Origin of the sequence: Dyadobacter sp. CY261, from assembly GCF_021440085.1 — a bacterium.
In the GTDB taxonomy this organism is placed as follows: domain Bacteria; phylum Bacteroidota; class Bacteroidia; order Cytophagales; family Spirosomataceae; genus Dyadobacter.
On sequence record NZ_JAKCPW010000010.1, the window covers coordinates 295,947 to 316,920 of the forward strand.

16 protein-coding genes are annotated in these 20,974 nt (G+C 50.7%); 9 read left to right on the forward strand and 7 right to left on the reverse strand.

Features of this window, described 5'->3' with window-relative positions; translation table 11 throughout:
* Positions 1–48: 48 nt before the first annotated feature.
* The 3 genes from LZD49_RS26065 to LZD49_RS26075 all read right to left on the reverse strand — a co-directional run bounded on the left by LZD49_RS26065 (position 49) and on the right by LZD49_RS26075 (position 8,361).
* A complete protein-coding gene (locus LZD49_RS26065; protein WP_234670630.1) occupies positions 49–1,803 on the reverse strand; it encodes a RagB/SusD family nutrient uptake outer membrane protein in 1,755 nt (584 codons plus the stop codon).
* 16 nt (positions 1,804–1,819) lie between these two features.
* Positions 1,820–4,948, reverse strand: coding sequence for a SusC/RagA family TonB-linked outer membrane protein (locus LZD49_RS26070; RefSeq protein WP_234670631.1), 3,129 nt, complete (start codon positions 4,946–4,948; stop codon positions 1,820–1,822).
* Between the two features lie 359 nt (positions 4,949–5,307).
* Positions 5,308–8,361 carry a metallophosphoesterase gene (locus LZD49_RS26075; RefSeq protein WP_234670632.1) on the reverse strand — a complete coding sequence of 1,018 codons (3,054 nt, stop codon included), beginning with the start codon at positions 8,359–8,361 and terminating at the stop codon, positions 5,308–5,310.
* Positions 8,362–8,528: 167 nt separating this feature from the next.
* On the opposite strand from LZD49_RS26075, the gene LZD49_RS26080 reads away from it, so the two are divergent.
* The 3 genes from LZD49_RS26080 to LZD49_RS26090 all read left to right on the forward strand — a co-directional run bounded on the left by LZD49_RS26080 (position 8,529) and on the right by LZD49_RS26090 (position 10,815).
* Complete coding sequence (locus tag LZD49_RS26080) at positions 8,529–9,098, forward strand: collagen-like protein (protein ID WP_234670633.1); 570 nt, start codon at positions 8,529–8,531, stop codon at positions 9,096–9,098.
* 129 nt (positions 9,099–9,227) lie between these two features.
* On the forward strand, positions 9,228–9,710 hold the full coding sequence (locus LZD49_RS26085; protein ID WP_234670634.1) for a hypothetical protein: 483 nt from the start codon (positions 9,228–9,230) through the stop codon (positions 9,708–9,710).
* Between the two features lie 79 nt (positions 9,711–9,789).
* Positions 9,790–10,815: an ankyrin repeat domain-containing protein gene (locus tag LZD49_RS26090; protein ID WP_234670635.1), complete on the forward strand. Its 1,026-nt coding sequence runs from the start codon at positions 9,790–9,792 to the stop codon at positions 10,813–10,815.
* On the opposite strand, the gene LZD49_RS26095 is transcribed toward LZD49_RS26090, so the two are convergent.
* The gene (locus tag LZD49_RS26095; protein ID WP_234670636.1) at positions 10,781–10,981 is read right to left on the reverse strand and encodes a hypothetical protein; all 201 of its coding nucleotides are present in this window, start codon (positions 10,979–10,981) and stop codon (positions 10,781–10,783) included. The two genes, LZD49_RS26090 and LZD49_RS26095, sit on opposite strands and share 35 nt — an antisense overlap.
* A 73-nt stretch (positions 10,982–11,054) precedes the next feature.
* Here LZD49_RS26095 and LZD49_RS26100 point away from each other — a divergent pair, with 73 nt between their 5' ends.
* The 5 genes from LZD49_RS26100 (at position 11,055) to LZD49_RS26120 (ending at position 14,499) form a co-directional block, all read left to right on the forward strand.
* Positions 11,055–11,600, forward strand: a complete 546-nt coding sequence (locus tag LZD49_RS26100; RefSeq protein WP_234670637.1) for an ATP-binding protein — start codon at positions 11,055–11,057, stop codon at positions 11,598–11,600.
* Positions 11,601–11,612: 12 nt separating this feature from the next.
* Positions 11,613–12,386, forward strand: coding sequence for an exodeoxyribonuclease III (gene xth / locus LZD49_RS26105; protein WP_234670638.1), 774 nt, complete (start codon positions 11,613–11,615; stop codon positions 12,384–12,386).
* 9 nt (positions 12,387–12,395) lie between these two features.
* Positions 12,396–12,644 (forward strand): hypothetical protein, encoded by a 249-nt coding sequence (locus LZD49_RS26110; RefSeq protein ID WP_234670639.1) that lies wholly within the window; start codon positions 12,396–12,398, stop codon positions 12,642–12,644.
* A gap of 74 nt (positions 12,645–12,718) precedes the next feature.
* A complete protein-coding gene (locus LZD49_RS26115) occupies positions 12,719–13,438 on the forward strand; it encodes a hypothetical protein (protein ID WP_234670640.1) in 720 nt (239 codons plus the stop codon).
* A 65-nt stretch (positions 13,439–13,503) separates the two neighbouring features.
* The gene (locus LZD49_RS26120) at positions 13,504–14,499 is read left to right on the forward strand and encodes a TolB family protein (RefSeq protein WP_234670641.1); all 996 of its coding nucleotides are present in this window, start codon (positions 13,504–13,506) and stop codon (positions 14,497–14,499) included.
* A 240-nt stretch (positions 14,500–14,739) separates the two neighbouring features.
* Here LZD49_RS26120 and LZD49_RS26125 read toward each other — a convergent pair whose 3' ends face one another.
* Together LZD49_RS26125 and LZD49_RS26130 are read right to left on the reverse strand one after the other, a co-directional pair.
* A complete protein-coding gene (locus LZD49_RS26125; RefSeq protein ID WP_234670642.1) occupies positions 14,740–16,536 on the reverse strand; it encodes an ABC transporter ATP-binding protein in 1,797 nt (598 codons plus the stop codon).
* On the reverse strand, positions 16,481–18,226 hold the full coding sequence (locus LZD49_RS26130; RefSeq protein ID WP_234670643.1) for an ABC transporter ATP-binding protein: 1,746 nt from the start codon (positions 18,224–18,226) through the stop codon (positions 16,481–16,483). Before LZD49_RS26130 ends, LZD49_RS26125 begins: the two co-directional genes overlap by 56 nt.
* Before the next feature lie 111 nt (positions 18,227–18,337).
* Here LZD49_RS26130 and LZD49_RS26135 point away from each other — a divergent pair, with 111 nt between their 5' ends.
* Positions 18,338–19,837, forward strand: coding sequence for an arylsulfatase (locus LZD49_RS26135; protein WP_234670644.1), 1,500 nt, complete (start codon positions 18,338–18,340; stop codon positions 19,835–19,837).
* 74 nt (positions 19,838–19,911) lie between these two features.
* Here the strand turns inward: LZD49_RS26135 and LZD49_RS26140 are convergent, their stop codons facing one another.
* A complete protein-coding gene (locus LZD49_RS26140; RefSeq protein ID WP_234670645.1) occupies positions 19,912–20,895 on the reverse strand; it encodes an NAD(P)-dependent oxidoreductase in 984 nt (327 codons plus the stop codon).
* Positions 20,896–20,974: the final 79 nt, after the last annotated feature.

A 20,974-nucleotide genomic window follows, 5' to 3' on the forward strand; every position in this document is an offset into this window, starting at 1 on the left:
AGTGCGCTCAGACCGACATTGTACATTTTCTCACACCAAAATTGAACATCACTTCAACGGGTCGAACGTCCCCGATGGCCAGCCTATGTTTTGTTCCAATTTTGGATTATTGGTCAATGCCTGCTGCGGGAGTGCGAAGAAGTAATATTCTGGTTTCCAGTTCACCAGGTATTTGGTATCCAGTTTTTTAGGTATTATTTCAAAATAGTTTTTGTAAACGGAATCGAGGTTCATGCCGTCGCGTTTTGTCGCAAACTCTTCCGGCGTAATGGCATTGGTTTTCAGATTAATGGTCACCCCGTTTCGGCTTTTGCCATTCAACACGGTTTCAAATTTCTTCCACCGGCGCAGGTCGTAAAAGCGCTTTCCTTCAAATGCCAGCTCGACTTGTCTTTCGTGCAAAATAGCCTCAAACATCTCCGTACGTGACATTTTAGGGTCCAAACCATAATACCCATCCGCGCCCGGCTCGATACCGGCCCGCTTGCGAAGCTCGGTCAGTTGTGCGTAGGCCTCATCCAACTTGTTCACCCCACAAGCCGCTTCGGCAAAATTGAGCATGACCTCGGCATAGCGCATTTCGATCCAATCGGTGCCTGCATTGGCGACCGATCCCGCAGGAAGGTTCGGATCAATGGCTTTGCGACAATAAAATCCGGTAGTCGTGGCTTTCTGCTCCACGGTTTTGTTGTTTACAAAATAGGTCCACAAACGATAGTTCGTATTGCCGTTCATCTGCCAGGTAGCACCATTGAATGCGATAGTTTGGTTAAAACGCGGGTCGCGATTTTTGTAAAATAGCTTTTCGTCGTAACCCGAACCCTTTTCGGTGATACGCTTGCCATTTTTCATCGCAAACGCCTGTGTGATTTCCCAGGTAGGCTGGTTGGAGCCACCAGCGGTACCCAGGTAAGAAGGACGGGTATTGTTGTCCCAGGTCATGTTTTTATTGATCTGGTCGCCGACCTTATTGTTATAGCAGGTCACCCACACCGCTTCGGGGTTGTTCACCTCCTGAAACCAGAGATCACTAAAACTGCCGTGTAACTTGAACCCGTTAGCGGAAAGCAGTTCGATAGCCTTTTTGTTGGCATCATAAGCCGCCTGCCAGCGCTCGGGCATGTCATTCGGATTGAACTGCGGACTGGCGAAAGTCAGCAGAATGCGACCCTTATAGCCTGCCGCCGCGCCGCTGGTAATACGGCCCCAGTCGTTGGTGTTGCCCCACCGGCCCGGGAGGTTGGCAATGCTGTAATCGAGATCTTTCACGATGAGGGCAATGCTCTCAGACGTGCTGCTGCGCGGGATCGCGGCTTCTTCTTTGGCCTCTTCGCCCACACCTTCAAGCGGTTGAAGCACCATTGGAACGCCTCCGTAGAGTTGTACCAGGTCCCAATAGCGATGGGCGCGGAAGAATGTAACCTGCGCCATCAAACGGTTTTTGACATCCTCACTCAATGAGCCCAACGCCAACTTGACCAGGAACTGGTTGATAGAGCGTATCTTACCATAATTGTTTGTCGCATTTACGCCTATCCCGAAGTCCTGAACAGTATTAACCTGCACGGTGCCTTCGAAAAACCGGCTTTCCCCACCAATTTCATCGGTGCATTTCAGAAAATCGGTCGATGGCCAGGTTGGCAGATTTTGGTCATACACATAATCCACATAACCTTTCGCGAGCAGCGTGTCGTTAAAAACCTCCTCCTCGTTGAATGCGGAAAGGTCTGTTTTGTCCAATATATTTTCGCAGCCTGTCAATACAATGCCGATCAATGCTGCTATTATCCAATGCTTTTTCATGGATATCCCGATTTAATTAAAGTGAAAGGTTTAATCCCAGTGACCAGGTCCGCATTTGCGGGTATACATTGTAGGCGCCCGAAGCAGCCTTGTAGTCAAACGGGTTGACAAAAGTGAACGGGTTCATACCCACAGCGATGATCTTCATCGAACTGATCCCCAGTTTTTTAGCCACATTCTGATTCAGCTGATAAGATACATTCAGGCTGCGCATATTGAATGCGAATGCATTGCGGAACCAGAATGAGGAAACGATCGAATAGGTTTCTTCATAGTAAGGATCGGGATACTTCGCTCCCGGGTTTTCGGCAGTGTAATGATCTGCCCAGAAAACCGGGCGGGAAATGTCTTTCGCGGCCTTTTTACGCGCGTCGCCGTCCACAATACCCTGCCCGCCGAATGAGCCCGCCGTCACCACATCTACCTTAAATCCTTTAAACCCAAATCCGAACGAAAGGCCGAAAGTATAATGGTTGTTTTCCTTTTTTGTCAGAAATTCCTGGTCGTCTTCGGTAATCTTGCCATCGGGTGCCGCATAGCTTCCGTCGGTCTGGCGCGGTCCGCGCAAATCCTGATAATAGAGCATACCCGGCTTGGGCGCGTAACCCATGATGGTGTAATCGGGGTTCTTTTCGAGGTAACGGTCCACCTCCTCCTGCGAGCGGAACATGCCCTGGTAGCGATACCCCTGCAAACCCCGGTCGCTGGACTGGCCCGTCGGATCGAGCCAGGTATTACGGTTGGTGGCAGCTACATCCACAAGAATGTTCTTATTGTCGCTCCACGCGAGGAATGCGCCGACGTTGTAGTCAAGATTCTTACCAATGCGGTCACTCCAGCCGGTCGCAAATTCCAGCCCGAACGAGTTCACGGTCTCATAGTTCTCAGCTGGCATGACCGAGCCGATTGTGAGCGGAACCGACGAAGCGAGTGTCGTCAGCAGGTTATACCCATGATCGTGGTACGCATCGATGGTCGTCGACAAACGGTTGTTCAGGAAAGCCGCATCGATACCGACGTTCTTTTTCGTAACATCATCCCAGCGCCCGTAATAGTTGGGCAGCTTTTCGAGCTTGATACCCACCGTACGGTCGCTGTTGCCGCCAAATACCGCACCATTGGAAGCTTGGGGGGTGTAGCGTTGGAGCCATTGCCAGGCGGCAGTGCGGTCGCCACCGAGGAAACCGATCGAGGCGCGTAGTTTCAGGTTGTTGATGAAAGGTAATTTTTCACGGAAAAAGCGTTCTTCGGACATCACCCACCCTGCCGAGAGCTGTGGGAATGTGCCCCAGCGATATTCGGGTGCAAACTTGGTGGAAGCATCCCGACGGAACGAAACCTCAAACAGGTAGCGGTCCGCGAAGCTATAATTCAAACGGCCCACATAGGAAAGGATGCCGCTTTCATTCGCCGCATTAGGACCAATATCCTTTGCTCCGAAAGCCGACATCAGGTAATCGTTACCGCCTTCAAAAATACCTTCCTTCATCGTGGCAATGCTTTCGGTATAAATCTCCGACTGCTCCACGAGCGCCAGCGCGCTCACCGAATGCCGCCCGAAATCGCGTGCGTAGCTCAGATTGAAGTTCAGTTGGTAGCCGTCGGTATAACCGGGGTTGAAGCGCAGGCGGTCGCCGTTGTTCAGGCGCGTGGGCGCATTGGGCGTGCCTCCGTAAATGTGTTTGTTATCACCCAGCATCGAAAAACCATAGGTCTTATAATAAGTCCCAAACTGCTTGCCCCAGTCGTTGCCCAGGTTTTTGTTGTAAACCGTACGCAGTTTCAGGCCTTTTATAAACGGCACATTGTATTCGAGGTAAGCATTCACATTGAGCACCACATTGCGCGCCCGGGTGTAGTTGTTCAGCTTCTGGGCTTCGGAGAAATGGAAACCCGTCGTCCCGGATCCACCCGGCAAGAGCACCGGCAGACCGTCCACATAAGGCGGGATGAACTGGGGTGTATTAAGCAGGTTGGTTACGTCCTTTTCGGCATTCTCACCACCTTGTTTGAGGTAAAACAGCTTGTTGTCGGACAGGTTGCCGCTCACGCCCAGACCTACTTTAATATGCTTCGTCACATTCACATCCGTACTCGCGCGGAAATTCCATTTCTTGTAGGTGATATTGTCGACGTTCCCATTCTGATAAAAATAAGTGGCACCTGCAAAGAAAGTCGCCCGCTCGGTACCACCGCTGATATTCACCGCATGGCGCGTATTCAGCGAAGGTTTCCAGGCCATATCGAACCAGTTATGATTGTTGTTTTTGAAATATTCGAGCTCATCCGGCGAATAGTATTCGGGATCAGTCGGTGCGAGTCCGCGACTGCGGTTGAAATCGTTCAGATAAGTCGCCAACTGGCTGCCATTCATCATTTTGGATTTATAAGAAGCATCCGAAACGCCCACTGTGGTCGTGTAGTTGACAGTGGGTTTGCCCGCTTTCCCGCGCTTTGTCCTGACCACCACCACACCCAAAGCCGCCCGCGCTCCGTACACGGCTGCAGCACCGTCTTTCAGGATCGAAAGGTTCTCGATTTCGGAGGCATCCAGTAACTGGAAATCGGCTTCGGAACGGATCACATCGTCGATAATGTACAGCGGCGAATTGCTGCCTCCGTCTTTGGATGCCTTCGTCGGGTTCCTGATTACGATAGAGGCAGGTGTACCTGGCCGCGCTGTACCGCCACTGATGTTGACGCCGGGAAGTTTTCCGGCCAATGCGGAAGAGATATCACCCACCGGCAGTTCGTCTACATCCTTCATCCTAACGGTAGCCACAGCGCCTGTGAGATGTGAACGTTTCTGCTCGCCATAACCTACCACCACCACATCTTCCAATGCCTTCACATCCTGTTCGAGCACCACCGTGAGCGAGCCCCGGTTGGCAACGTCGATCGTCTGTTTCACAAACCCCACGTAGCTGACAATCACTGTGCCGCCATTTTCGGGCACATTCAAAACAAATTTCCCTTCTGCATCAGTGGCCGTTCCGGTAGTAGTGCCCGAAAGCAGGATCGAAACCCCGGGCATCGGTTCCTTCGAAACGTCATCGATCACAACGCCTTTCAGTACGCGGTTCTGTGCCTGTGCAGCAAAAGCTACCAGACACAGAGTGAAGATGAGTAGAAGTCCTCTTTTCATGTAATTGGGTCATTTAGAATATAACTATTTCAATACAATCGCCGGATTTCATTGATAAAGTCCAATCGAAACCACGATCAAGTCTATTTACATGTCATATTCTTGCCAAACATTTGCCTAGATTTTTTTCTGCACACGATACCGGGAACGTTTGCAATGGATAGTATAACTTCTACTTGATGGCCCATTAGTGTGAAGTAGACACAATTTCGATTATTTATTTTTAGTAGAAAATTAAAAACAAAACGAAATAATTATTGCACTATTCGAATAACATCATAGAAAAAGGTGTACCACCCGGCATTTTTCCCGGGCAACACACCTTTTAACCTCTCAGCCCCTGTACGAGCCAGCTTTGGCTATTTTTTTAAGATTTTGTACGTCACCACCTTACCACCGTTCCAGCTGCTAAGCATCGTAATACCCGCCGGCAGGGCGGATATGTCCAGTTCGCTCAAATTGCCCGGTGTTTCCTCGCGCCGGTATACAATCCCCTTCTCATCTGTAATCTGAAACTTGTCATAAATCAGCGGTACATTAAAGTATACCTTTCTGCCATCCGAAGGGTTCGGATATAAGGTCGCCACCGGCTCCTGCGGTGATTCCTCGGCAATTCCCATTCGTGCGGGCGAGGTGAGCACATCCGGACTAAGTACAATTTCCATATCGAAATATGCGTCCGAACTCGTGTCGTTGTTCTGATGTAATTCTACAGCGATAATGTTCAATCCGTACCTAAAATACTGGTTATCATTCGGCACTACAATCGTATGCCACTGATGTTCCGGGGACGCCGCGTTGTTGGCTGTCGTCGCATCTGTAATGGTGGTAGCAGGCATATTCGGGTCGCGCGGGAGTAGTTCCTTACCATTGATGTAAATAATGACGCCATCATCGCGCCTGTAATGGATTATCACAGATTTATAGAACGGATCGGCTCCCCAGTAATTGAACATCGCATTGCGGTAATACGACGTGATCCATTTCGAAGCACAAGGGCCGGTCAGACAGCCGGGAATGAAATGCGCTTCGTCCTCGTCGGCTTCATAACAATTCAGCTCGGCCTGGCAGGCGGGTATAATCCGTTTTTCGCCATCCTCACCATTAGTAGAATAGCCAAACGGTGCGTTTCCCTCCTCCCAGGCCGAGAGGTCGTAATAGCGGTCTACGCTAAAATTGGCGTCTTTCCAGGTGTAGGTTCCTTTCGCCGGGGCCGTGCCTTTGGCGAGGTAATGCCACATGTCGCCCGCCCTTAAGATCGTCACGGAACCGCGCGGGCTCGTCCAACTCGCCTGTCCGCCGATCCCGCCGCCGCCACTCAGTTTACCTACTACCATTTCGCCGTAATAGGAATCCGTTTTCAATGTATAGGTTTTCCCTATGAAGCCGCTTTGCCATTGCGTGGGCGTCGCCACGAAGGCTCCGTCATAAACCCAAATGCCATCCCTGTTATACGCAGTCGCTCCCGACATGGCGGCATGGCTTCCGCTGCGTGGATCGAGGTTGTAAGTGGCCGCCGTTTGGTTCACTTTGTAAAACTTCAGCATCTGTCCATGCAACTGGTCGTTGACGTCCGTGGAACTGAGTGCCGCTACGTCGGCGGATTTAAAATAATGCCTTACAGTAACCTGGCTGCCTGCCGGGAGCTCGACGGCCGGCTTGACAGACCAGAAGCGGTTCATAACCCTCCAACCCGAACTGAAAGTCCTCGTTTGGACAGCTCTTACATAATTGGACGGGTAAAAGGCCCCGACGTTCGTCCGCCCCGCAGCACCATCCAGTTTGACTTCAAAAGGGGCCACACCGGTTTTGCCAATGTTCGTGCCGTGTTTATTAATGGACAACAGCACGTTTGCTTTGCTGTCCAGATAATGCGTAAAGCTCAGGTTGCCCCCCAGATCTTCCGTGCATTCGCACACGGCGGTTTTGGCTGTCCCTTCCGTGGCTGGTACTGTGAAATTATCCAGGTCTTTATAAATTACGAACTGATCGACGACCTTCTTGTTAGTACCGATATATCTGGCGGTAAGCTTCTTGTTCTCAACTTCGATATACATGGAACCACCCGTCGTCGAAGACATGTACATCACCGAATCGATCAAGGGACGGTTACGCGTAAAATACTCCCCTCGCCCGCCGCCGCCGTTAACTATATGAATAATGCCCTCGTTCGTCACAGCCGCGCTGGTTTTGTAGTAAAAACAGGAATTGGCCGTACCATCGTATTTTCCGCTGGATTTGGCATTGCTGCCATCCATCGGATTATGGATCGCTTTCCGGAATGTGTTAGACAGCCCGTAATGCCCGCGCATCAGCCTCGACCGCTCGTAGTTGTGGCTGTGGCCGGTCATCAGGAGATCTACCTTGTTGGAGTCCAGTAACGGCACCAGATTTTGTCGAATGGCAATCAGCTGATCCTCGGTATCCGAATTATGCGTTCCGCCCGTATATGGGGGCATGTGTGTATACACAATGATCCAGTTAATGGCAGGATTTGCACGCGCCTGTTGCAAATCGGCCTTTAACCAGCGGTACTGCACAGTTTTGGGTGCTAAAATGCTGTAATCATTGTCACCGGCCTTTTCGAAACCGTAGCTGTCCAGGCTCACGAAATGGATATTGCTATAATCGTAAGAATAGTACTCCTCCTTGCCAGACGGCACACCGCCGGCCTCCCCATTCTTAAAGTTGTCCACGATGGAGAAATAGTGTATTTGGTGCGATAGCCGGCTGGGTTCCCCACCATCGCGATAATCGTGGTTGCCGGGTGTGGCATAAAAAGGCGTTTGCCGGAAAGCCCAATCGTACCGGGCCCTGGTTTTGTCAAAAACGTTCCGCTGGAAATCCGTATCGGACCCAATGTCGTAAGCGTTGTCACCGAGCCAAAGCCACAAATCCATTGGCCCCGTGTTATTGAGCCGCATATACTCTTTCATGGCGTCTATCGTGCTGTCCTGCCGGGAATTGAATACAGTAGGCGGGTCGGTGCCGAAATCGCCAAGTACCCAGATTTTCGTCTTCTTCTGGACGCCCTTGGCAGGCGGTGTGGTAAAGTAATGCTCTTCCGTGGACTCGATTTTCCAGAACGGATCATAAGCTTCCACCGAATAGTAGTAGCGGGTGTCGGATTTCAGGCCGGTCAACCGTACCGAATGGTCTTTAACGGCTGCTGGTTCCTTCACAACTGCGTTGGTACGAAAATCAGGATCGGTGGAATACATCACGAGTCCTTTCGAAGCCAGCTCCGTTCGCCAGCGAATGGTTATACCCGCTGATACATAAGGTTTTCCTATTTCATTCTGCTCTGGAGTGGCCATCTGCAAATAAGGGCCGCGGGTCAATACGGGGTTCTGCGCGGTCGCAGCAGCGGCGCACAACATGCATGGCAATACGAGGTATAAAGGTGCTTTCATGATAGAGAGGTATGAAGGTTGATGATACGGATTCGGGTCTCTCGGTAGGAGGCGGGAAAGCAAAGAAAATATAACCGTTTATAAGAAATTATACAAATATTTATTGGTATATTTATATGTAACCTCATTGCAATTTCCTGCATTATCACCCCTCACTTATCACACTCATGAAAAAGCATCTCTCCATCCGTATCAGTCTGATTTTGCTCTTCTTCTGCAGCATTCTATTTACTATCTCTTGTGAAGGCCCCGATGGCGAGACGGGTCCTGCGGGGCCGGCCGGGCCACAAGGAGCCCAGGGTACGCAAGGCATCCAGGGAAAACCTGGCAATGCCAATGTGATCGCTTCCCCGTGGACCAAAGTCCCGGACTCGGCCTGGGTCGCCAACCGCGATTGTACGTATTACCTGGTATCTGTGACCGACACACGACTTAACCGCAAGATGCTCGACAGTAGCCTTGTAATGGCCTACTACCGCAACTTTGGAAGAGAAAACATTGTCTTCCCCCTGCCATCGGTAACCAATGAACTCAGCCTGGGCTTTTACATGGAATTTCTCAACAACCAGGGAAGGATCAACTTCGATCTCACTTTTTTCGAGCCCCGGAAAGAACCCATCGATTTCGATCTTGAATTCCGCTGGATCATCGTCCCACCTGATGCCGGTGGACGGATAAAAAAGGTTGACTGGACGGACTACGAAGCGGTGCGCTCCGACCTCGGATTGGTGGATTGACAACCCGACCGGCTTATCAAGAATCGGTATAAATCCAAATTTCTATCCATAACGCACAAAAAGTACTTCACCCATTGAATCCTGCCGGGAAGCTGCGTATGTTTGGAATAGACGCTACTAAGAAGGGATATGGTAAAGCAAAAAGTCTATCGAAAACACATACAACTGACTGATTTTCAAGTTAAAAAATTATATGAACTCAGTGAGTTCGACGGAGTCGACCCGGCGGAACATGCCATGCGGGCGATCGACGCTTATTTGAAAAACAAAAAGACGGACGTACCGGCCAAAAGCCAGGCCCAGATCCGGACAAAAGTAAAAGATCAAAGCAACGATCCACAGATCGAAGGTGCGGTGTGGGTGTCGGGTACTGTAAACCAATACGAATTCTCGGCACTAATCCTCAAAACGCCTGCCAAAACAGGCATGGACAGGGGCCGGATCTCCAAACTGTCGATCTGGGACCCGGCCGTCAGGAAAGCCACCAACAATTTCATCGGCGCCTGCATCGTCAATTACGACCGCGGCTGGGACATCCGCCCAAGCCGTCGGGCCGAGATTTATTACCATCCTGTGAAGGCGCTACTCGATCAGTATATTGCCGCGCAATAGCGGCGAAGGCACTGAGCCGCTAAATAAGAAACTGATTTACAAATCGCTAGGCGCGATACCGACTGGTTAATTTTGGGGTATGAAAACAATTACCCTCGCCAGTTGGTGCCTGCTCGCGCTCTACGCTGCGATCCTCGTCGGACTGCTGCTTTTCGGCCGGACAGGCACGTCCGATAACCGCATGGCCAGTGGCTATGTCATGTTGCTTTTTGTGCCGCTAGGCATTCTCGCGGTCATTAACCTGCTGCCCTTTCAGTTTACGCGGGTCATGGTGCTGGTGCTTTGCATTGCTCCGGTGGTCATGGGCACTTTGATGCTCATAGCCACTCCGATTGTAAGTAAGGTCCGACAGGGGATTTGGGCACGGGAGGACGCTGCGCAGGAAAATGGTTCGTATTATTTTAGAGATAAGAACCTGCAAAAACTGGCTGCCGATATCGCCGTCCTTGACAACCAAAAACTACGTACAGACCTTGAACAGTCGGAAGCGGAGCTGAATAAGACAGGCCGGGAGCAGATCACCCTGTTCGATTTCGCAGCTAAACAAGGGTTGAACGCAGACCCCGCGAAAATGGTCGAATGTTTTGAAATACTACTGAAAAGCGGTGCAAAGATCGACAACGGCGATCCTGCGCACACCCCTACCCATTTCCGCATACTGGAATATTCCCCATCCCTGCTAAAATGGTTCCTTGAAAACGGAGCCGATGCCGGCGCTCGGGAAGCCAGAACCCAACACCCCATTCTGTTTCTGGCCGTTTGCGGTGAAAATTCTGAACCTGCCCGGCCGTTGAAAATGGAAAGAGTGCGGATGCTCCTCGAACATGGGGCCGATCCCAATGCAAATGTCCCCAAACAGGACGACCTTACGATCGAATCGTCGATATTAATGACCGCTGCCGATATGGAGCTTTGGACCATATGCGAAATGCTGCTAGACTATGGTGCCGACGCCGGTTACAGGACACCCGGAGGTTCTACAATCGCCGACAGGGTGAAATATCAGCTGCACCAGCACCATTTGTGGGGGAAAATGCCACCCGAAGACCTGACCCGGCTGGCAAAACGGCTCAACTTGCCCTTAACATCAGAAACGCTACAATAAATGCAAAAATGGCTGCAATGGGGCCAAGCACAAAGGCTGTGGTCACACTCGCTTCCATGGACTTGTCGTGGGTGTTGGACGACAATTTCGTGATCAGAAAATATCCCCCGGCTGCAACCAGATACGCCGCGATTGCAATAAGCAGGGAGAGAAGGAAAATTTTCATGAGGAGTAAGTGTAGGTTATCCGGAACCCGGCACCTAAATTTACTAATCCACCCACTATGGAATATTGTTTCGATGATGATCAAAGACCTCTCCGACCTTTCCAACCTCAACAACAACAGCCCGTTTGAAAAAGTACAACTCAGTGACATTGTGGCCGACGTCACCACCCAGCTGCTGCCACACATCGAACGCCGGAACATTGTTTTACAAACCGGGCCACTGCCCGCCGTGCAAGCCATACCCGAGCAAATAGAGCAACTCTTTTACCAGCTCATGCACAACGCCGTCAAGTTCGCAGGCCACGAACAGCCTCCGCGTATCAGCATTTCCGCCCAGGAACTGGCATTACATGAAATTGAGGACCTGCTGCCTGAACCACTACAAATGACTTATGCGCAGATCAGGGTCGAAGACAATGGAATTGGGATCGACGATACACAACTGGAAAAAGTATTCGATATATTCGCACGGTTGCCAACCGGGAATTTCAAACAGGGTGAAGGGGTAGGGCTGGCCTATTGCCGTAAGATCGTACGTAACCATAAGGGTATCATTAAAGCCGAGCCCAATCCCGGAAAAGGCACAACATTTGTGGTTACGCTGCCATTACCCAACTAAAAGCCTTATCACATGAAAGTAGCTACCTATAATGTCAATGGTGTGAACGGTCGCCTGCCTGTGTTGCTTCGCTGGCTGACCGAGACAACACCCGATATTGTGTGTTTACAGGAATTGAAAGCGCCGCAGGAAAAATTCCCGGAGCAGGCCATTATCGACGCTGGTTATAAAGCAATCTGGCACGGGCAGAAGAGCTGGAACGGCGTAGCGATACTTTCGCGCGGTGAAATGCCCCGGGAAATACGCCGCATTCTCCCAGGCGACCCTGAAGATACCCACAGCCGGTATATTGAGGCGGAAATTGGCGGACTGACGATCGGCGGGCTATACCTGCCCAATGGCAACCCGGCACCAGGGCCCAAGTTTGATTATAAGCTAAAATGGTTCGACCGGCTCATTGCCCATGCCGAAGGTCTGCTGGCGGCCGGAAAACCCACACTGCTCACAGGGGACTTCAACGTAATGCCGACCGAAATGGACGTGTATAAGCCCGAAAATTGGGTCGATGACGCGCTTTTCCGCCCGGAAACCCGCGCTGCTTTCGCAGCACTCGCCGCCCAGGGATGGACCGACGCTCTTCGCACGCTCAATCCGAACGAAAAAATTTACACTTTCTGGGATTACTTCCGCAATGCGTTCGCGCGCAACGCCGGCCTTCGTATCGACCATTTTCTGCTTAGCCCGCAACTTGCTCCCAGGCTCGTGGCAGCGGGTGTAGACAGGGAAGTACGCGGCTGGGAAAAAACCAGTGATCACGCGCCTGTCTGGATCGAATTAAAAGATTAAAACCTCCTTATGAAAACAATCGTTTACGGATGTATGCTGGTAGATGCCATTACGGCATTGTTCCTGGTTTTTACACTTTTCAGCAGCGGGCAGGATTCCGCGGGAAAAGGAATGGTCTTCCTGCCGATCCTGGCGCTGATCGCGTGTGCAGTCGGGGCGTATTTCCTGCTTGGAGCCGGGCATGCGGGCTGGGCACTCACCGTAAGCGGATTTCCGGTGATCATCATCGCTTATCTGGCATTTATCAGTTTTACCTGAGTAATAGTGGGCATACAGGCGCGTAGATTGCAGCCCGCAGTTCCTTCTTGGAATAACACTTCCAATAACTCGCCATGAAAACCATGATTGTCCGGACATTCCTCGCAGTACTGGCATGCTACCCCTTTCTGGCCCAGGCACAGGTGCCCAAAGTTTTCAAAGTAAAGGCCGGCGAGTATCCCGACAAGGTTATTCCTTATGCCGACCGGTACCAGTTCAGCGAATTTGTGCCAGGCAAAGCGGAGTTCATCGATGGCCGCAGCTCCCAGGCCCGTTTTAACTACAACTATATCGGCGGACATATCCTTTTTATAGATGTAAAACGGGATACGCTTGAAATCATAGACCAGGCGTTACTAAAACAAATAACGGTTGGAGAAAAGTCGTACCGGTTCGATAAACGCTTTGGTTACAGCGAAATAGTCGCAACATTCGACAGGGCGAGTCTTGGAAAGCGCCAGGTACTGGCCAGGATAGGAACCGAAAAGGGTGGTCCTTACGGCATTTCTTACACAGCTTCATCGGTTACGACCTACCGCTCCTATTCCAGCGACCAGGCTGCGACCAGCAAGAAACTGAATCTCAACGCAGAAGGCGTCTTTACCTATCGCACAGGCCATTACCTGATCGACAATAATAACCGTTTCTATATCCCTACACCCGGAAGTATCCGGAAACTTTACCCCGCGAACAAGAAGCAGATCGATCGGTATCTGAAAGAAAATCCGGTCGACTTCGGCAAAGAGCAAGATCTGCTGCGGCTGTTGGCCCATTGCAGCAGCTTACCAAAGTAGTTTCACTGCAACGTTTCAAGGTAATTTTGTGTCTCAGCGTATACAAGCTCTTAACCAATGCGCATATGAGAAAATTCACGCCCGTTATCGTCCTGTTTCTCGTGTTCAGCTGCTGGCCGCCAGGTATGGATCCCGACAAGAAAGACGGCAAATTCCTTTCCGAGGTCGTGAATCTGGAAGAGATCAACTCGGAATTTGATGACTACAATTCGGACCTGCCGAGCAACCGCCACGGACAATTCCGGCTGGTATTTTCATCGAGACGCGAGAGAAAAGATGTCCTTAACCTCGTGTACATGCCTGCGTATCTGGAATATGACAAGCGGTTGAACCTAAAAAAAGGTAGTAACTCGTCCGGAACTTATATGGGTGTTTACAACAACGCGCAGCATGTGATCAATAAGGTCAATGGGAATTTCAATGTGTATGGCCCTCGGATGTTATCCCTCCACGACGATTTACACAATTACGACGGCGAAGACGACCTTTTTCTGTTTTATGCCGACGACGCTTCCGGCAAGATGGACATCAAATATACAAAGCAAGGCACATCCGATCCCGAGCCAGTCAAATACCTCAATTCCAGCGCGAACGATGCCTACCCGACCTTTTCCAACATGAGCGACCGTATATACTTTTGCTCTGACCGCGACGGCAATTTCGATATCTATGAAGTAAAAATCCCACGGGAAGAGCAGGAAAAAATTACGCTGGAAAGCCTGATCAACCCGGCGAAGTATGAGCTGAGGAAAGTGGAAGAACTTTCAGGGCCCCATAACGACAAATGTCCGTATATGGTAGAGGACCTGATGGTGTTCGTTTCGGACCGTCCGGGCGGGCAAGGTGGTGAAGATATTTATTACTCTGAATATGCAGACGGCAAATGGTCGACACCCATCAATGCAGGTCCCAGAATAAACACCGCATATAACGAATACCGGCCTATCCTGTCACGGGGGTACAACTTCACCTATCCATTAATGATCTTTTCGTCCAACCGTCCCGGTGGCAAGGGAGGTTACGACCTCCACATGACCGGCCTGAAACAAAACTGGTACTAAACCGGCCATTACCAGTTTATAAAGCCATTACCCTCGCTTGTCCGGCAGAAAGCCGGACAGGCCAAAAACGCCGGTGCGGCGGGTATCCAGGCAGGAAAAAGGAAGGTGCCGGCATTGCGAGCCATGATTCGTCCATCATTTTATTTGAACGTATAACTAGGGAAGTTAGTGACATGGACTTTGAGAGCTGTCCCATATTGCCGAAGAAAATCTCCGCTGGTGCTCATCCGCCTGTAACACCTAGCTTGCCCTATTCCCTTTCAACAACATCGCCATCGCATCGTCCAGGGACCCGGCGCGGTTTACTTCGCCGGAGTTGACGAAGAAGATTTCGTCGGCGCTTTCGATGGTATTCAGGCGATGGGCAATGATCACTTGCGTGGTGGATTCGGGGAGTTGTTTCAGGATATTGCCCAGCAGTTTTTCGGTGACGGTATCGATGTTGGCAGTGGCTTCATCGAGGATAAGAAGCTCGGGGCTGCGGAGGACTGCCCGCATGAATGCGATGAGCTGTTTTTGGCCGAGGCTCGTGCTATCGCTCGTGGCGGATACCTTGGTTTCAAGCCCGTCTTCAAAAAGGGCCAGTATCTCACCCAGATTTGCACCGCGGATTACCTCTTCCAGCTTCTCATTGGAATACTCCTCCAACCGCTCGTTGCCGTAAAGGATGTTGTCCCGGATGGTGCCCGTGAAAAGGAATGGCTCCTGTAAAATGAAACCGATTTTTTGCGTCCGTTCTTCCGGCGTGTAGGTGCGTATGTCTCGGCCGTCGAGCAGGACAGATCCTTCACGCGGGTCGTACAGGCGAGCTATGAGCGAGGCTGTGGTGGTTTTACCGCCACCGGTCGGGCCGATTAGCGCGTATATTTTCCCGCGTTCGAGTTTAAAATTGACCTGATGCAGGATTTCCCGGCTGTCGTATCCGAACCGCACGTCGCGGAATTCCAGTAACGCGGCATCGGTTTCAGGGACTGTTGCTGCCACCGGAACCAGGTCGGTTTCAAGGGCCAGGATTTGCGAAACGCGGTCCCAGCCCGCCATGGCCACCTGAAAACTCGTCCACAATGCCGCCAGTTGTCGCAGCGGGTTGTAAAAATTGACCGCATAAGCGATATAGCTCACCAGCAACCCGATACTGAATTCTCCGATGCTGATCAGGTAGATACCATACGTCAGCACGACAAGCTGCGCGACATTGGAAAAAAAAGAATACGTTGGCAGGAAAATATTGTTGGCCAGGCCGGCCCGGATTGCCGTCCGGTAATTTTCAAGGTTTGCTATTTGAAACCGTTGCCGGAAATAATCACGCCGGTTAAATGCGATCACCACCTTGAAGTTGTTCAGACTTTCCTGGATTTCGGCGCTCAACGCACCGGTACTTTTCAGGTTTTTGGCATTGGCAGCTTTTACCCATGGCGAAAGCAACAGCGTAAAAACCAGGATAACCATCGCAGGAGCCAATGCCGCCGCACCCAGTTTGATATTAATGACCAACAAAAAAATCCCGGCACCCAACATTGTGAAAATGCTGCCGATGAATTGCATAAGCGATTGCGAGAAGAACTGGTTCAGCTTGTCGGTATCGTTATTGACGCGGGATATCAGGTCTCCGGCTTTGTTCTGGTTAAAGAATGCGACGGGTAATTGCTGTAATTTGTTAAAAATCGCGTTACGAAGCGTAAACAACAACCGCTGTCCTACCCCGCCCATAAGTTTGGTCTGCTGGTAAGCTGTGACAAGCCCGAGCAGGTACATAGCCAGCAAAATGCCTCCGAAAACGAGCAAACCGTGAAACTGTTTGGTCACTACATAACGGTCGATCGCGTGACCGATCAGGTAGGGACCGACCAGGTTCACGGTCGTATTCAGCGTAATGGCCCCGATCGCCAGCGCGAGATTGCCCCGTTCGTGGGAAATCAAGGTTAGCAACTTTCCCAACGCTTTGATTGTAGAGGTTTTCTGCTGCTCCTCCGAAAGTTTGTTAAGATCGTAGTTCATAGTTGCTGGTACTTTGTTGCGAATGGTAAATCTGAACATACTCCGGGCTTGTTTGCATCAACTCGTCGTGCGTGCCGCAGCCGATCAACTCGCCTTCCATAAGCACGGCGATCTGGTCGTAATGTTCAATGGCCGCAATTTTTTGGGTTACCGAAATCAGCGTAATACCGGGATAGTTCTGCTCCATATTTTCCAGGATCTTCTTTTCGGTATTGCCATCCACACGTGCCGTAAAGTCGTCGAGCAACAATATCTTCGGATTGATTGCCAATGCCCGGGCGAGCATGATACGCTGTTTTTGTCCGCCTGAGAGGCTCGACCCACGTTCCGATACAATGGTATCCAGCCCATCTGGAAGGGTTTCGATGAATGCGGTCAGTTCGGCGGTATCGATGGCCTTTTGCAGGGACTCATCACTTACCGTTGTGCTGAATGCGATATTCTCCCGAATACTCATGTTGAAGATGATGCTGTCCTGAAACACAAAACCAACCTGCCGGTAAAACGATTCGCTATCGAAATAATCGATAGGATGACCATCGAACGCGACGCTCCCCTCCTGCGGCTGGATAAGGCCAGTGAGTAAATACAGCAATTGTGTTTTCCCAGCCGCCGTTGGCCCGATGATCGCGATATGTGAGCCCGCACGAATAGAAAGACTGACACCCTTCAATGCAGGCTTTTCGCCATATCGCACAGTTATATTCTGCAATTCGATTTCACCTTGCAGCAATTCTTTGGACGAGCCGCCCGCGACCGGCTCGTCGGTGTTTAAAACGGCCGAAATCCGCTGGTAGGAAGCCGTCGACTGTGCGATGACGTTGCTCATAAACCCGATCACGAGAATCGGGAAAATCAGCATCATGAGATAGCTGTTGAACGCCGCGAAACTGCCCAAAGTCATATCCCCCTCAATCACAAAATGCCCTCCCATGACCAGTATCGTCAGCCCAGCCACATTAGCCGTAAAAGTGATCACGGGAATCAATCCCGCAAAAAGGTTCAGAATGGCGAGGCCGAAGCCTTTCGCTTTGGCATTCGCTTCGAGAAACTTCGCATATTCAAGCTGCTGGGAGTTAACGACCCTGATCAGCGCCGAACCTAGAATGCTCTCGTTGATGATCTTGTTGAGCCAATCTATTACCTCCCGGCTTTGTACAAAGAGCGTCCTGACTTTTTTCAAAGTAATGGCAAACATCCCACCGATAATCGGTATGATCGCCAGCACGGTCAATGCCAGTTTCCAGTTGATAGTCAGTAGCAAAATGCTCGCTCCGATGATGATGAATATAGAGGATACGATTGCAACAATAGCCTGGGACACAAACAATTTGATCGAATCGATATCGGCTGTAAGGTTGGTCAGCAGCTTTGCGGCAGTGGTTTGTTCAATAAACGCGTGGCTCTGCTTGGATATCTTGTCAGAAAGCCTCGTGCGTAAATCCCGCGCGACTTTCTCTGATGCATAAGTCTGAATAATGCTTTGCAGATAGGCAAACAAAAATACAAAGATCACCGCGCCGGTAAACTCGATCAGGATTTTGTTCAGGTCGAACCGCCGGTGAGTGTAGTCGTCGATGCCGTCGGCCACCAGTTTGGGAAGCCATAGATTAATGCCATTACTGAGCAATGCAAACAGTAAAAGCGAGATTATCAAACCCTTGTAGGGAGTCAGCAAACTAAATATGCCCGGTTGCTTAGGAATGCCCGGAGTGGCCTTTTCAGACATATGGGTTTAGTATTAAATGCGGCGACAAATATAGCAAGGTATGTTTTTGAATCACTCTCCGTGGTGATGGTTAAATTTTGGTTAAATTCCCGTCCGTCAAAACCATACCCCATGCGATCCCTGAACCTGTTTTTATTCTCACTATTCGTTACCACTGCCGTTTTTGCTCAAAAAAACAAAAGCCAGACGCGGCTTCCAAACATCATCTATATCTACGCCGACGACCTTGGATACGGCGAGCTGGGTTGTTATGGCCAGCAAAAGATCAAAACACCGAACCTTGACCGGCTGTCGAAAGAGGGCATCCGCTTTACGCAGCATTACACAGGTACGCCAGTATGCGCGCCAGCACGCGCGATGCTCATGACAGGCAAGCACGCGGGGCATTCTGCCATTCGCGGCAATTTTGAGCTGGGAACTTTCAAGGATGATGAGGAACGCGGCCAGATGCCTTTGCCGGCAAATGAATTCACGGTTGCCGAACTGCTCAAACAAAAAGGCTATGCCACGGCACTAACGGGCAAATGGGGCATGGGCATGAACAACACCGAAGGCACGCCCACCAAGCAGGGTTTCGACTATTATTACGGCTACCTCGACCAGAAACAAGCCCATAACCAATACCCATCCCATTTGTGGGAAAACGACCGATGGGACACGCTCGCACAACCCTGGCAGGATGTCCATCGCAAACTCGATCCCGCCACAGCCACCGACGCCGATTTTGAATCTTTCAAAGGAAAAGAATATGCGCCGGCAAAAATGACCGAAAAAGCGCTGGCATTTATCGAACGGAGCAAAGACGGCCCATTTTTCCTTTACATGCCTTACACCATCCCCCATGTGTCGTTGCAGGCACCGGATGAATACGTTAAAAAGTACATCGGCCTATTCGACGAAAAGCCCTATTATGGCGAGAAGAATTACGCTTCTACCAAATACCCGCTGTCGACTTATGCAGCCATGATTACCTATCTCGACGATCAGGTTGGTATTATTTTGGAAAGACTCAGGAGCCTGGGTTTGGATGATAATACAATTGTTATGTTCAGCAGCGATAATGGCGCCACTTTCAATGGCGGTGTAAATCCGCAGTTTTTTAACAGCGTGGCTGGGTTACGCGGGCTCAAAATGGATGTTTATGAAGGCGGTATACGCGAACCATTTATCGCGCGCTGGCCCGGAAAAATCAAAGCAGGAAGGGTAAGCGACCATATTTCCGCCCAATTCGACCTGATGGCAACGCTTGCCGAGCTAACCGCCCAACCCACCCCGCCAACCGATGGCATTTCCTTCCTGCCCGAATTACTGGGACAGACCAACCGGCAGAAAAAGCACGACTACCTCTATTTTGAATATCCCGAAAAAGGCGGACAGATAGCCGTTCGGATAGGCGACTGGAAAGGCGTCAAAACAGATCTACGCAAAAATGCGGGCAACCCGTGGCAGCTCTTCAACCTTAAGGCCGACCGCAACGAAACCACCGACCTCGCCGCCCAACATCCCGATCTTCTGAAAAAAATGGACGAAATTGTCAAAAAGGAACATCAGGAACCCGCCAATGCGGCGTGGCAGTTTGTAATGCCGGTGATTGCGGCGAGTAATAAGTAGAACTGGCAGATTCCACAGGCATCACCCAATGCAAGTACCGTCGGGCACGCAATATTGGTCGACAAACACATTATCTAATCGACCGGAAACGGCCCGTCCTCAAACTCCTCTTCATGATACCCTTTACTACCAACCTCCCGTGCCAACTCACTTCTGAAATCCGTTCCGCCGCGCAGGCATTGCAACACATACGTAAAATCATACACTGGCTCCCAGCCCAGTTCGTGCCGCGCGCGCTCATTCACATACACGCGATCGATTTCTGTAAACATCTTCCAGCCTGCTGCATCAAAAAGTCCTTCGCTTTCCGGGTAGAGTACGCGAATCACTCCTGCTGCATTCGTATGTAATTCTGCCAGATGTGCGGGCAAAAACGGCGTGGTAGCCGAGATGATATATTTGCCAAATCCGATCGACCCGGCTTTCTCCATGGCTAAGAGATGCGCTGTGACGGCGTCAGCAATATCAACGCGGCGATAGAGCAGTTCGAGGGCCTGGACATTGGGCTTTTCATAAAGCTCGCGGGTTTGGGCATTATCATCATCTTCCGGGAAGAAACGCGACGTGCGCAGGATCATCACCGGCAGTTTGCTTTTGCGGTGAAACAGCTCGCAAAGGCTTTCCGCGGCGAGTTTGGTGACACTGTAAATGTTCTTGGGTTGCGGCACCACTTCTTCGGTGATCCAGGCCGCCGGCTCGCCTTTTGCCGGGTTCATGGCAGCGCCGAATGTGCTGGTCGTACTTGTGAAGATAAACGCCGAAACGCCTTGTAAAAGAGCTTCTTCCAGCAAATTGAGCGTCCCTGTAATGTTGGTGTCTACAAAATCCTGCTTGCTGTGTGTCGCCACGTGCGGCTTATGCAATGTAGCAGTGTGAATGACGGTGCGGATGCCTTTCATGGCATTTTTTACAAAATCCCTGTCTGCAATGCTGCCGACCATATCCGTACAGGCTGAATGTTTAATATCCAACCCGATTGCCCGCACGTTTTGCGCCCGGAACGTACGCATCAGCGCCTCGCCCAAATGACCCGCGCTGCCCGTTATTAAAATACTCATGAATGTTTTAAAACTAATTTTCGGCAAAGGTATGTGCGTCCGACATCGAAAATACTGGGATAGCCGATAAAAATCGCTT

What these genes read in the sequence shown, in the direction of transcription:
- LZD49_RS26110 (WP_234670639.1), top strand. Translation starts at nt 12,396, where the DNA reads ATGAAAACAATCGTTTACGGATGTATGCTGGTAGATGCCATTACGGCA.
- LZD49_RS26065 (WP_234670630.1), bottom strand. Translation starts at nt 1,803, where the DNA reads ATGAAAAAGCATTGGATAATAGCAGCATTGATCGGCATTGTATTGACA.
- LZD49_RS26120 (WP_234670641.1), top strand. Translation starts at nt 13,504, where the DNA reads ATGAGAAAATTCACGCCCGTTATCGTCCTGTTTCTCGTGTTCAGCTGC.
- LZD49_RS26135 (WP_234670644.1), top strand. Translation starts at nt 18,338, where the DNA reads ATGCGATCCCTGAACCTGTTTTTATTCTCACTATTCGTTACCACTGCC.
- xth (WP_234670638.1), top strand. Translation starts at nt 11,613, where the DNA reads ATGAAAGTAGCTACCTATAATGTCAATGGTGTGAACGGTCGCCTGCCT.
- LZD49_RS26085 (WP_234670634.1), top strand. Translation starts at nt 9,228, where the DNA reads ATGGTAAAGCAAAAAGTCTATCGAAAACACATACAACTGACTGATTTT.
- LZD49_RS26080 (WP_234670633.1), top strand. Translation starts at nt 8,529, where the DNA reads ATGAAAAAGCATCTCTCCATCCGTATCAGTCTGATTTTGCTCTTCTTC.
- LZD49_RS26125 (WP_234670642.1), bottom strand. Translation starts at nt 16,536, where the DNA reads ATGTTCAGATTTACCATTCGCAACAAAGTACCAGCAACTATGAACTAC.
- LZD49_RS26090 (WP_234670635.1), top strand. Translation starts at nt 9,790, where the DNA reads ATGAAAACAATTACCCTCGCCAGTTGGTGCCTGCTCGCGCTCTACGCT.
- LZD49_RS26075 (WP_234670632.1), bottom strand. Translation starts at nt 8,361, where the DNA reads ATGAAAGCACCTTTATACCTCGTATTGCCATGCATGTTGTGCGCCGCT.
- LZD49_RS26130 (WP_234670643.1), bottom strand. Translation starts at nt 18,226, where the DNA reads ATGTCTGAAAAGGCCACTCCGGGCATTCCTAAGCAACCGGGCATATTT.
- LZD49_RS26100 (WP_234670637.1), top strand. Translation starts at nt 11,055, where the DNA reads ATGATGATCAAAGACCTCTCCGACCTTTCCAACCTCAACAACAACAGC.
- LZD49_RS26095 (WP_234670636.1), bottom strand. Translation starts at nt 10,981, where the DNA reads ATGAAAATTTTCCTTCTCTCCCTGCTTATTGCAATCGCGGCGTATCTG.
- LZD49_RS26070 (WP_234670631.1), bottom strand. Translation starts at nt 4,948, where the DNA reads ATGAAAAGAGGACTTCTACTCATCTTCACTCTGTGTCTGGTAGCTTTT.
- LZD49_RS26140 (WP_234670645.1), bottom strand. Translation starts at nt 20,895, where the DNA reads ATGAGTATTTTAATAACGGGCAGCGCGGGTCATTTGGGCGAGGCGCTG.
- LZD49_RS26115 (WP_234670640.1), top strand. Translation starts at nt 12,719, where the DNA reads ATGAAAACCATGATTGTCCGGACATTCCTCGCAGTACTGGCATGCTAC.